This window comes from Paenibacillus sp. J22FR21 (genome assembly GCF_056269135.1).
This window is the reverse complement of the sequence record NZ_JBWDNJ010000009.1, coordinates 40673-52958: the sequence shown is the minus strand read 5'-3', so window position 1 is coordinate 52958 and position 12286 is coordinate 40673. Positions and strand designations below refer to the sequence as shown.

General features: G+C 40.0%; 16 protein-coding genes. 2 read left to right on the top strand and 14 right to left on the bottom strand.

Going from position 1 to position 12286, the window contains the following annotated elements; genetic code table 11:
* The 7 genes from AC0YNS_RS26335 to AC0YNS_RS26305 all read right to left on the bottom strand — a co-directional run bounded on the left by AC0YNS_RS26335 (position 1) and on the right by AC0YNS_RS26305 (position 5193).
* A complete protein-coding gene (locus AC0YNS_RS26335) occupies positions 1 to 357 on the bottom strand; it encodes a hypothetical protein (protein ID WP_475783909.1) in 357 nt (118 codons plus the stop codon).
* Positions 327 to 926 (bottom strand): ATP-dependent DNA ligase, encoded by a 600-nt coding sequence (locus AC0YNS_RS26330; protein WP_475783908.1) that lies wholly within the window; start codon positions 924 to 926, stop codon positions 327 to 329. The genes AC0YNS_RS26335 and AC0YNS_RS26330 overlap by 31 nt, the downstream gene beginning before the upstream one ends.
* Before the next feature lie 206 nt (positions 927 to 1132).
* A complete protein-coding gene (locus tag AC0YNS_RS26325; RefSeq protein WP_475783907.1) occupies positions 1133 to 1756 on the bottom strand; it encodes a hypothetical protein in 624 nt (207 codons plus the stop codon).
* Positions 1757 to 2255: 499 nt separating this feature from the next.
* Entirely contained in the window at positions 2256 to 2717 is a 462-nt protein-coding gene (locus AC0YNS_RS26320; protein WP_475783906.1) for an MAG6450 family protein, read from the bottom strand.
* A gap of 17 nt (positions 2718 to 2734) precedes the next feature.
* Positions 2735 to 3187: a Panacea domain-containing protein gene (locus AC0YNS_RS26315; RefSeq protein ID WP_475783905.1), complete on the bottom strand. Its 453-nt coding sequence runs from the start codon at positions 3185 to 3187 to the stop codon at positions 2735 to 2737.
* Positions 3188 to 3445: 258 nt separating this feature from the next.
* Positions 3446 to 3685: a hypothetical protein gene (locus AC0YNS_RS26310; RefSeq protein WP_475783904.1), complete on the bottom strand. Its 240-nt coding sequence runs from the start codon at positions 3683 to 3685 to the stop codon at positions 3446 to 3448.
* A gap of 461 nt (positions 3686 to 4146) precedes the next feature.
* Positions 4147 to 5193, bottom strand: coding sequence for a hypothetical protein (locus AC0YNS_RS26305; RefSeq protein ID WP_475783903.1), 1047 nt, complete (start codon positions 5191 to 5193; stop codon positions 4147 to 4149).
* Positions 5194 to 5688: 495 nt separating this feature from the next.
* Between AC0YNS_RS26305 and AC0YNS_RS26300 the strand changes: the two genes are divergently transcribed.
* Positions 5689 to 6210 (top strand): hypothetical protein, encoded by a 522-nt coding sequence (locus AC0YNS_RS26300; RefSeq protein ID WP_475783902.1) that lies wholly within the window; start codon positions 5689 to 5691, stop codon positions 6208 to 6210.
* 304 nt (positions 6211 to 6514) lie between these two features.
* Here the strand turns inward: AC0YNS_RS26300 and AC0YNS_RS26295 are convergent, their stop codons facing one another.
* The 6 genes from AC0YNS_RS26295 to AC0YNS_RS26270 form a co-directional block, all read right to left on the bottom strand.
* Entirely contained in the window at positions 6515 to 6946 is a 432-nt protein-coding gene (locus AC0YNS_RS26295) for a hypothetical protein (protein WP_475783901.1), read from the bottom strand.
* Between the two features lie 361 nt (positions 6947 to 7307).
* The gene (locus AC0YNS_RS26290; RefSeq protein ID WP_475783900.1) at positions 7308 to 7520 is read right to left on the bottom strand and encodes a small, acid-soluble spore protein, alpha/beta type; all 213 of its coding nucleotides are present in this window, start codon (positions 7518 to 7520) and stop codon (positions 7308 to 7310) included.
* Between the two features lie 470 nt (positions 7521 to 7990).
* The gene (locus tag AC0YNS_RS26285) at positions 7991 to 8371 is read right to left on the bottom strand and encodes a hypothetical protein (RefSeq protein ID WP_475783899.1); all 381 of its coding nucleotides are present in this window, start codon (positions 8369 to 8371) and stop codon (positions 7991 to 7993) included.
* 129 nt (positions 8372 to 8500) lie between these two features.
* Positions 8501 to 8833 (bottom strand): response regulator transcription factor, encoded by a 333-nt coding sequence (locus AC0YNS_RS26280; protein WP_475783898.1) that lies wholly within the window; start codon positions 8831 to 8833, stop codon positions 8501 to 8503.
* A 91-nt stretch (positions 8834 to 8924) separates the two neighbouring features.
* Positions 8925 to 9119: a Spo0E family sporulation regulatory protein-aspartic acid phosphatase gene (locus tag AC0YNS_RS26275; protein ID WP_475783897.1), complete on the bottom strand. Its 195-nt coding sequence runs from the start codon at positions 9117 to 9119 to the stop codon at positions 8925 to 8927.
* A 1-nt stretch (position 9120) separates the two neighbouring features.
* Entirely contained in the window at positions 9121 to 9939 is an 819-nt protein-coding gene (locus tag AC0YNS_RS26270) for a hypothetical protein (RefSeq protein WP_475783896.1), read from the bottom strand.
* Between the two features lie 253 nt (positions 9940 to 10192).
* Here AC0YNS_RS26270 and AC0YNS_RS26265 point away from each other — a divergent pair, with 253 nt between their 5' ends.
* A complete protein-coding gene (locus AC0YNS_RS26265) occupies positions 10193 to 10849 on the top strand; it encodes a hypothetical protein (RefSeq protein WP_475783895.1) in 657 nt (218 codons plus the stop codon).
* Positions 10850 to 11274: 425 nt separating this feature from the next.
* Here the strand turns inward: AC0YNS_RS26265 and AC0YNS_RS26260 are convergent, their stop codons facing one another.
* Entirely contained in the window at positions 11275 to 12231 is a 957-nt protein-coding gene (locus AC0YNS_RS26260; protein ID WP_475783894.1) for a DNA/RNA non-specific endonuclease, read from the bottom strand.
* Positions 12232 to 12286: the final 55 nt, after the last annotated feature.

Sequence of the window (12286 nt, the reverse complement as noted above, 5' to 3'; positions counted from 1 at the left end):
TTAAGACCCGACAACTTCCCTTTGATTGATATTTGTCGCAAAGGAGAACTCCTCCTCCTCTTCAAACTTTGGAGAACGAAGCTTTCCTTCTTTTGAAAAACACTGAAACTTAACGCGGCAGCTTAAGAGTGGATCAATAAAGATCCAGTCCTTGTTCTCCCCTTTTATGAGTTGCTTCGATATAGCATGGAACGCCCGAATCATGTCTCGGTGTGGAGGAAACTCAATAACGCCAACATATTTCCCATCCATCTGCAAGCCCCAGCCAAATTCGCTCTTTCGAATCGAGGAAATCTGGCATGTCGCGTATTGATAAGCCTTCACTTTTACGATGACGTCTTGCGGCCGTGAACCCATGTAATATGGCGACTCCCCATTGTATTGAACAATGCCCTGCCCTCTAGCCCCTGCTGTTGCGCGTTTAAGAACAGCAGCTCGCCGTTTTCATATAAGGGTGTGACAGAGACAACATCTGATGGAGGTACGATCGCCTGAAGACGTTCTCTGCGCTGCAGAAATGGCTTCTGTATGACAGACTCGCCATTCACCCATAGAATGTCCCAGACTGGGAAATGGGCCGTTAAAGACCGGCAGATTTGCTGAACTGCTGCAGGTTTCTTTGTATTAAATCGCGTCATTGCGTCGTCCCACCAATATTTTGTCTGATCGGCAGTCTGGGTAAGATCGAATGCAATGCATTCTCCATCAAGTATCGCTGACTTAGCATTTAATTTGATTTGCTGGAGCTCCGGAAAGCGATCGGTTACTTCTGTGCCGTGACGAGTGAACACTCGTCGCACATTACCGGCGGAATAGTGAATCAGGACGCGAAATCCATCCCATTTCAGACTCGACAGCCAGTTTGATTTAATCTTCTCCGGCGTCAAAGGTTGTAGCAGCATTGGTTTTATCGGTTGATTAAGCATAAGCAATAACCTCCACCCATGACCATATCATGCGGTGGTGGAACATGATATATGTAATGGCTAGCTCGGCTGAGAATATAGTGCAGAAGCTACCGCCATCATAATTTACCTAAAAAATAGGCTAACCAGTATATTCTGATTGACCTAATAATACGAAGAGCCGCTATATGCCACACTCTTCTGAATAGAATACATGATCAGACAAATTAAGTATATGCACTTCTCTTCGGTCGCGATCCGTCTACGGAAACAGCTGGATCGTCTTTTTTTGACTTCGTTTCTTTCACCATAATATGCCATAGTTGAAGCATACCAAAGATTAATTGAATCACACAAACAAAAAGGACAGTGAGCAAGTAAAGCTCATCAGACCTAAAGACAAGGTACATAAAGAAAATTGAAATTAAAACCATAAGCCAAGACAGTATTTTTTCGATAATGAATTTTAGTTCCTTCTCTTTCGCCTCAATACGTATTAGAAATAACATCGCTAGATTAAAAAGTATAATATAGCCAAACAAAATGTACCCCAAGTATGTACCTTCCATTACAAACATTTTATGATCATCCATCATAACACCAGTCATTGCTGCCACAATGACTAACGTACAAATGAGTGCAGGACTAAAGAGCATTGCGAAACTAAAATCAAGCAAGCCAAGCATTTTTTTTAATTTTCTGGTTTTGGTGGTACCTTTTTGTTCACCCTTTTTAAACGTAAATACAGCAATGACGATGCCGTTCGCGGCTAACGAAGCAGTCAGGATAGCAGAAAATAGACCGATTGTTGCCAAAATCTGATTCTCAACACTTACAACCAAAGTTCCCATGAGAATGACTCTCCCTCTTTTTGGAAAAAATTATCTATATATAATTAATATCGTAAAGCACTTCATTTTTAACAATAGCGATACCTCAATTTCGTAGTATTTGTTTCTTTCAAGAGAATAGAAGCGACGATCTACCTCAACTCGCGCAGCTGAGTAAGCACTGAATCGCATCCAGGGCAGTGTATCTGCAGCACAAATGCAGAGAATTGACGCTTTTCTGCCTATAGGTACTGGAGCCGTTACCTCCCTCCGCCAAGTCGGCGTCCCCGACGTCCCTACTTTCGAAGCGGAGCGAAGAAAAGTCGATGTTCTTCACCATCTTCCGCACCTTTCAAAAGTCCATCTCATTAAGAATTGATTTTTACCGCGGGTAACAATGCATGTTCTTGTCCTAAGTCTGCTAACGATATATGTTCTTGTCACCCGACATTTTTATTTTCTAGACAAAAAAAAGCCTCCTTTCCTTTGTAGGAGAGGTGACTTTGTTAATTGTTAAATATTATTCAGGATAAATATCATGTCCTCGATCAAGCCACATTAAGAAAAAGGTATTCTTAGACCTAAATCCGTGAACTCTTGCTTCTCCTGTAACCCTAAGCTCGAAGAAAGTTAATTCTTCGCTAATTTTTTCCCTCAGGGCTTTATTGGGCAGTTTATTAGCATTCTTATGCTTAGTGTAACCTAATCCGGTTTTTGCTCCCCGACTACCACCTGTTTTATAAATCTGATTCCAAGTCATACTGCTTACTTTCTTTACGAAAGAACTAAACTCTTTTAACTCACTTTTATCCCAATCTGAAAAACATTGGTAACTATCATCAAAGTATTTAAGTGCAACGTAAGCTTCCTGATCGTCATTATCGCTGCCATTCTTAGTTGTTAAGCCTAAAATTTTCACTTCAACATTCGTAAGAGTTACTGCTTGATGAGTTTTTAAATCCGTTTTTGCATTTACTTTCAATGACGATCACCTACACACTATGAATTTTGCATCTGCGTATAGAATTCCTTCATTGCTTCCCAAGTGATCTCCTCATTACATCTTGCTTCTGGAGGAAGATCACCTCTAGCATGAATCCAAGGATCTTCTTGGTGAGTTAATTTCTCTAAGTACTTGGCATCAAATTTACCATAAATCTTGTGTATCTCGCTCAGCACATGCTCGGTGTTATCGTCAAACTCTGGGTAATCATCAGGCTCTCCGATGGCATCATATTTATATTCTGAGTAAATTTGATAAACATCTGGAACAACAGGCCCGTGTGCCCAAGCTTCAATTCGGTTACCAAACATCGGACTTCCTTGTAGTACTAAGTTCCAGGATTGGGCATAATAAAGAAGCTTTTGCAACTTCAGATGCGTAATGGATTCACCAGCTTCACGATCAACATTGAACAAGAACCACTTCGCAACATCTTGTGCTGTGTACATCTTTTCACCTCCTGATAACTTTTCCATACAAATCAAAAAAAACGAACAAACGATCTCTTTAATTCTATATATTATGCCACATTTAATGATAAATGTATACGTTTAGTACATAAATTTAAAGCAAGTTGATTGAGGAATTCCCCACCTTTTGTCCTACACATTTCGACATAAAGGAAAGAATTAACTGTTATTATCAAATATTGATATTGATAGTTAACTAAAAAGACTCCACTAAAAGCGGAGTCTGTTACATTCTAATTAATCTTCATCTTCATCATCTTCAGGCCCCAACAGGACTTTTACTTCATCTTCATACTCAGCAAATTTACGTGCATCAGCAATATCTTTTGGATCAACATCAATGTAATGATGAATCCTCAGATAATCTAAAAGCTCATCGATATTGTAATGCATATTCTGTGCAATCTCAACAAGTGTATAGCCCTTCTTATACATTCGTACAGCATCTTCAATTTCATTATCTAAATCTGCTTCCATTTTTCTAACCGTCTTTTGTCTAAGCTGCTCAGCATCAAGGATATAAATAATTTATCACTCCTCAATCAAGAACATACGTTCGCGCGTTTGCAATTCTTATTATAGCACTTTTTCATACAATATTAAAGTCTTAGACTGCAACAATTTATACGAGCCATTGCCAACTATTACCCTAGTTAATTTTCTCGTATTAAGAGAATTAAAAGCCCTCTTCTCACTCCATAGTCTACTAATTTCTAAAGAAGCATCCGTTAACTTCTGGAGTGCGCCGGCGTGTTCTTCTACCACACCATCTTTGCAAAAACGGATAAGCCCTCTGTTAAGGCTTGGCTTCTCCTTTGCCCATCACTGTAGTGGAGGATTAATGTTAGATTGTAATCGTGCTTATTCGACAAAAAAAATGGTAAAACCTTCTTGTTATTTTGAAATTAATCGACTCTCCGGAGGGATATTACAACCCGCTAAAAACTGTGAGCCATGGGGATTTCCTGGCCACTCTTACTAGAGTAAGAACATTTACGGATCACAGCTATACGATACCGTCCATGGCCGGCAAACTTGACAGCGAATAGATGACTCCAGGAATGTTTACCTTCAAATAAATACTTCATCTTCTTATATGTTGATACTTCAGCAAAATCAAACATAAATGGTATACATTGAATCAAATATGAATTTAGAATACGCCTCCACCACGAACAATCTGCAGCATCAATGACTAACACACCGCCATCGATTAATAGATCGTAGTAGCGGGTCAGTAAAACTTTCGAGCGTTTCCATGAGTACCATAAACACCCCTTCATATCCCAAATAACATGAACCGGTGTATTCACATACTGTCGTATCTTAAAACCATCTACACGCTGTATATAGCGAAAACTAACAAACTCATCTGTATATGATGGCTCATGATCCATGACGGCTATATCACTGGCCAGGATATTCACTCTTATACCAAGTCGCTTTGAAATTTCATGTGCAAAGTATAGCTCGTCAGCCCCTGAATTAGCTGAAGGACTGATTATTTTGATTTCCTGACCGATTGTAACCGGACGGAGAACTGAAATAAGTTCGCATGATACATGCTCACGCCAATCCCAGCGACCTTTCATTTTACGAGTAGCCTTTCCCCAAAATGAAAGTATGCCAAAGCGCTCATAGGATAACTCGACATTGATCCGCAGCCTAGTAGCAGTCCCTCCCATAACGGCAAGTAGAGGAGATGCAGGTAAAAGGAAATATAAAAAATAGGTACCAATCCGAAAGCTTTCTTCAATAAAACTTTTATCAATGAATCGTAAGACTAGGAAGCTAAGTAACATATATCCGAATATTAAAAATGAGCTGCTAATCCAGGCTATGGTAACTGGTCTATACAACAGATTGTATAGTATGCGAGATCGTATAGAAAATCGTAAGGTGAAGTAAAAGTAAATTCCGAGCCCATTTGAGAATAGAATACTTACTGCGCTGATTTTGATTAAGTCTACTAGCGTTTCTATCATTTCCATCTTCCTCTACACAAAGTGATGTCTACCATGATGTCGACCAGTCCTATGCCCTAGGAGAAACAGAGCGCTCCGAATATTGAAATGAAAAAAACCGGCATGGACAATAGATTCTACGCTTATTCGTTGTCCTGCAGCCTCCTCTTAGCGATTTTGTGTAAGTCACAGCTGGATTGGCCAGGAATATAAAAAAGCACCTGGACATGGGTCTTCCCAAATCGCAGGTGCTTCCTGAGATGAATTCTTAATTGGATTTGTTTCATTGTAGTATTGCCTTGCATGCCATGATCTTCGGCCTTAATAATAATTTACGACAAATTGAACTAACTTGTCCATATGAGTAAACATAGTATACGGTTTTTATTCCGCCTCCTGCGGCTGATTTGTGGCAAGCCCCCTTCCATTCTAGACATGAATATAGTCTTAATTTGCATAAATATAATAGAACAGGTAACAATGGCTACTAATTCGTGTTTAAGGCGGTGAAATACTATGCAAGAGGTAAGAAAAGATGGTTGGAGATCAGATGAAGATTTACTTCTAGCTAATATTGTAATAAAACACATACTAAACAAGAGTACGCAATTGGCAGGGTTTGCTGAAGCAGCCAGCCAATTAGGAAGAACAGAGAGTGCTTGTGGATTCAGGTGGAACTCCGAAGTTAGAAAAAACTTCCAGAACGAAATTACTCAAGCCAAACGGGAGCGTCATCAACTCCAAAGAGAAAAGGATAATAAGCAAGTTACTGTTGCCACTGTGAAGGAGCAAGTGGGTTCTATTGATCATGAATTTGAGTATAGTCTCACGGATCAAATCGTTGAATTGGCTAATAAACAGCAAATGCTTATTGAAAACATGGCCAAACAGATTAGGGAACTAAAAGAGGAACTGAAAGTAAAGAATCATGAGTTACAGCAACTTAGCTTCGTTCCAAAGCAGATAAATGAAGAAACGTTAAAAGAAGACTTCGAGACGATGCTTCAGATATTCCAACGTGCACAGAATTTTGTTTGATTCAAAATTGGTTATTGTTCAGGGCTCATTCGTACTCAAAAGAAAAAGACCGGCTCCGGTATTGGAGCTGGTCTTGCAGCGGCAAAACACATCCGTTCTACTATTCAACCCATTGGAGCAGCAAGTAATAGTCACCCGCTTCAGTCCACTGAAAGTGATAATTCCGAGTCAGCATAATGGGATCGCCATATGGTGTACTTGTAAGATATGAAAGGATTTCTCCTTTATTATAAATTGCACCTTGGGAGAGATGTAATGATCGTGGTCAGTTAATAGAACAAAACAACCGAAACCGACATGTTGTTCATCTACATATGTTTCGAGGTTTTTGAGGTCTATAAGCATCATAACGATTGTTTGGTTCTCTCTGATTTTTAGCTTGAAAATGTTTTAATTCGATTGCTGCAGATACTGTTTGCTCCGGATGCATTATATCTCTATAAGTGACAACAAGATCAATTAATGCTCTCTTCGTCTTACTTTTCATCAAAGGTGAAGACGATGTAAATGGAACCTCAAGAGCCACATGGAATGATTCACTGTTTGATAAGCAGTACATGTCTCCAAATTGTTGAAGAATAATTCCTAGATGGAGCTGTAGGGAAGCCTCGCTGGTTAGTTCAAGACGGCCGCAGGCTAATTGGGTGACTACTAGATCAACACTCTGATTGATGACATATTTTAATTTCTCAGTTTGTGTCCATGTAAATTCAGGTATCACCGAAATGGTCGTCACGATTTATAGCCTCCAAGTAAAGGTGTGATATCTGTTATTGGTTACTATCAACGTTATAAAAAAGGCCGTACTCACATTGGAGTACGGCTGGAACATGATACCTTGTCCAAGTTATATTAACATGCCATTCTTATACTTGCATAGTCTGCAAAAGGAAGAAATGAGAAGCACCTTTCTAACTCACTAAAAATCGAATTTCATTTGCTGTTCAACAATTTGTTCGGTTTTCTCAAGTATAGCAGATCAAACAATGCCATGTTGTTTCGACAGCAACAGCAGCAATTCATAGTAATTTTTGGGTTGTTAGCGGAACATCAAAAAAGGCGCTCTGTAATGAGAGCGCCTTGCCTATTCCTCTTACCTATTTACCGCCAGCTTTGACACCCAAGCTCTGTTCTGCGATTTGAATCAAACGACGCGTAATTGAGCCACCAATCTTTCCGGCATGGTACGTTGTTAAGTTCCCGTTATACCCATCTGGAGATAGCTGAATTCCAAGTTCCTGTGCAACTTCAAACTTAAGCATGTCGAGCGCTTGAGACGCTTGCGGTACTATCAAGGTGTTTTTTGCCAACTTAAAATCCTCCTTCTATATGGGATAAAATTATGTTGGCCAAAGCAATCCAAAAATATGCAGGAGGATTTTTAGGCCGTTTACTACACTATTTTACGCCTTCGATCCACATGAAAGTTCTCATTTCTAATTGTACCTCGAGTTGCCGGCCGCCTTCTCTTCCCTATTTCATTTCTAAGCATATAGAAAAAGCTAATAAGGAACATCCCACTCCACATTACCCCAAATAGCGCAAGAACTTCTCCTAGTACAAGACCAGCTAGTCTAGAGGCAACAATAGTGAGTGAGCTTGAGATAACGACTGAAATGAAGATAGCATTATTTTTAAGCCGATTAAGCGGAAGAGATATCATTTTCCTACTCACTAAACGCATTCCCTTCTAATAAATATTCGTAAGTTAATTATATTGATTCGACAATTTCCAACATAATCCTTCAGCGACTAAGATTAGAGGCGGCAGAAAGTCGGTTTATCGGGCCGCATACTCGTAATGCACTTCCCTCATGTACTCTATATCCGTACTCAGCAGCTCACGGTTGGAATCCGCTTTGTAAATAATGTTTAGATGTCCATAATCAATCGGCCGATAACCACGAAGGGTATTCCTAATCTCAATCGCCAGCCTTCTTCTGCCGGACACCGAAAGTCCCGTCTTCAGACTTTCACGTACCACGACTGCAATATTCTCCTTAATGATCGCTTTCTGCAGATGACCACCTCGAACAAAAAACATAAGAGCACCAACTGTATGAGCCTCAAGATACTGCCGGTAATCACCGAACGTCATACACTCAACTATCTGACCGATCAACGTATTATTATCCCTTAGGAGACCTTCACTTTTTTTCATCGCATCTAACCTCATTTCGACATTGTTAGTGATCTAATTATATACGAACAAACGTTCTTGTCAAAGAGATAAAAATGACCGGCATCCAGCATAGTTTCTGGAAAGGCCGGTCGCCTATATGAATGAATATCACCTAATTGACATATCCGACTTGGATTTATTCAATACACTCTTTTTTTCGTATTGGAACATCTGGAAAATTGGAACAAGTGTGTCTCTAAAAATGAGGGCCTGTAATTCACGACTAGACCTAACTTGTAATTTACGCTGGATGTTCGCCACATGATTCTTCAAGGTTTTTTCTGATACGTTCAATGTAGTACTCAGTTCCTTGTTACTCGATCCTATAAGAGACAACTGGCGCAGAACCTGACTTTCGCAGGGAGTAAGATGATACCGTTGACTAACTACATCGAAGAAATTATCAATAACAGAAATGTTTTGTATTAATATCGTTTCCATAAACTAACTCCTTCAGGTGGTGATTTTAATTTATTTTGGCTTGAGTGCTTCTGGGAGCGATCATTTTTCCTGGTACAGTTGGTGACTTATATTAATATTGATTCGCCTCAAGAACTACGCCCATATATAGATTCAACAATTCATCGAGCTCCTGGGATTTCATTAATACCAAAGGCGAAGACCCACCATATTTGTTGAAGAAATCATGAAGCTCAGCTCGTAACCTTTCGACTGCTGTGAGAATTTGTTCTGCAGAGCTGCCATCTCTCCCGTCTTGACACCTCATGCTAGTGTCCCCCTACTATTTCTTCGATCCGGATATAGACCCCATACTCTACAACTGTGCTTTGCTTGATAACTCGTAATAAGAACACCAAGTCCCGCTCCAATGATGCGCGAGTATAGCAGTCCCCAGAAAGCTCATAAAGCCTTCTTCGCCCCGGTTTCGCTTCATCCCCATCATCTTCCACTTTCGATCTCTGTGAGTGCATCTTCAACTCTCGATGCAGTAACTGCTTCTCCTCCAAGACCCTGTGCATCGGCACTTTCATTTCACCTAACAATTCGAAAAATCGAACGATATCAATCTGCCAGGATCGTAATAAGGCATCCCTATGATGGCCATGCATTAACCACTTAGCTAAGAGACGAACCTTTTCTTCCAACTCAAGACATCTGAAAATATCTAGAGGCAGCAGCCCTTCATCTTCTGGATCCCTACTTTGTGGTGGTAACAATTCAATGGCAATACTTACACTTATCGGCCCACTTATCGATGCGATGCGTTCACACATAGCCTGCAGGAAATGAAGAAGGGATTCTCCATCCATTTTCTCCTGTAGGAAAATCGACAAACTGGTAAGGGAAATGTCTTTTTGTTCAGAGATGTCACCTGTGCTCTGAACTTCATTTTGAAATTTCCTCTTTCGCCGGCGAACATCATACAAATCGATTTTCCATCGACGCATCAAGTTGTAATATGTTCCTAAACTGACCCCCCAAGCTTCGCAAAGATCGCCAATACTATGTTGAGATCGCATCTTTGATAGAATTTCATGCTTTTCTGTAGTGGACTTCCCTTCAATCTCAGTGATTCCGGGTAACATTTGAAAATCAACTCCTTAAACGCAAAAGAGCACGCAAAGGCGCCAAAGGCCCGTGCGTGCTTCACACTTCCGTAGAAAAATTCTATAATCTGACTATAACATAAAATCCCGCTTCATTGAAGCAAAATGCTTAAACATTACCTTCAATTCTGGTATAATAAATGACAGGAAAAGTATATATTACCCGCCTTAGGCGTCGGAAGCACCGGTCGTTATGACTTGGTGTTTTTATTTTTTTAGAGAGGTGTTTGAAATGACATTGAAAAAAGCCTTAATTATCTTCGTACTGGTTTATGGTTTAATTGGACTGTATTCGTTTAGTTTCAAGGACAAACCCAAAAACGTCCCAACGGTGGATACTGGCAAGATAGAGGTCGAACTGGAGTGGGATGTGACCAACGAGATGAACGGGAACTATCGAACGCCGATATGGTTGAGAAACTCCGAATTTAAAGAATATGTGGAAGAGGCCGAGTACAACACTGACGAAGAATTAGGAGAGCCTGAGTTTACATCCGCCTACCAATTGATGTCCCTATTTGCGCAGCTGCAGCTTGGTGATCCTACAATTGCTTCAAGCTTCGTTAACCCGGATCTGTCATATTCTGACTATGACAGTAAAAAGGTAGCGAACATCATTAAAGAGTCAGAGGCCTTTGCGAGCAGAATTACAAAGAAGAAGTCTCTCAGCAAAGTAATAATCTCCTCACCTAATAATCAAAAAGATAACATGGTTAATCATGATGTGATCTTGAAGTTCAGTAGCGGTGACGAAATAATGATTAAAAGTATCCCAATGATCATGATGCTCGATGATCATGGTGACGGGGACTCCGTTCATTCTAATGAGATGTGGTACATGAATCTTAATTTACTTGAGCTTGCTCAGCGAGTAGAAAAAATGGAATGAAGTTTACCGGATCATCCGCCCCACCAACACACATTTCCATTTTAAATTCCTTTAAGCCCTCCTCATTTACTGTAGGAGGGTTTTCAATTAATAAGCTCACAACAACAAATTCTCTACATCTATCACAAGCTTTATCGATATACATCAATTAATACAACCCTTTCTATGCGAGCTATTAACTCAAATTATAAGGGTATATTCTTGTTTGAACTAAACAATTTTATAAGAGTCCAACTCCTATTAACCCTTATCTCTCAATTACTTATCTTCAAGTTCATCAATAACGAATATAAGATGTTCTGAACGCCCCGCAGGGACCAGCTTTGAAACTTGCAGCGAACACCATAAATAGACACCCATTTGCAAATTGTAATAAATCGTCCAACGAGTAAAGTGTTCTGTTCTTTTGTTCATTTATTTTAGTCTTATTCACCTACCATGCCGTCACCATCACGATCATCCATATATTTGTACAGCCAGTGGTCACTCGTTATTGGCATACTATAACCGGCTGCCTTTGCTTCTTTAATCGTTACCTTTCCGTTTCCGTTTGTATCGACACTAGAAAGATCCTCTGAACTAGTTGAATCAGAAGAATCACTGCCTGTTAATCCGAGTGATGCGTTTACTTCATCCGGGTTCACATTATCAAATGTATCAACAATTACGTTACCCTTTAACGAATAGGTATACTGATAATTTGAAGGAATCTGAGTTTCTGTATTCGGGTATGTGATAATTGCTTCGAAATCATTAGCTCCGCCTGCTTTGCGTATCGCATCTTCCATATATGCTTGATCACCATGTCGGTTGAGTGTACTATCTTGAGGGGTGATATTATAAGCATTCGATACCCCTCCGAGAGAATCGGCAATGACATGTCCCTCATCTAATACATCGCTTTCGACACCAGGGACTTTCGCCTCATCAAAGCAATATCTACCAGACGATGAGACAGACTCGTTACTGTCATCTTGTAGAATGATTTCGTCAGCAATGACACGCACTAGTTGCCCGTGTTCGTTTGTAAATGCCCAGTATTCACGGTCCCCGTAACCAACATCCACAACGACATTAGGTTCACGATGCCCAGACAAATCACAACCATCCACTTCAATACGTTTGTATCCTGAGAATAGTTCGTTATTTGATTGGGCTGGTGTTTCCTCGGCTACCGTTTCGTCAACAACCGTCTGGGTAGTTTCTTCTCCTTCTGTCTCTTCAATGACCTCGGTAATAGTTTCTTCAGGTTCTTTATCAACTGTGGTTACTTCTTGTTGAGCATCTTCTGTATTTGTAATAGTTAAATTTTCTGCATTGGTACAACCAACCATTAAGATGATCATTAACAGTAAGACTAAATAGTTCATTTTCTTTTTCATTTAGGACTCTCCTATAATAGTTTCATACCTGTTCATTTAAAACTGCACTAACCAG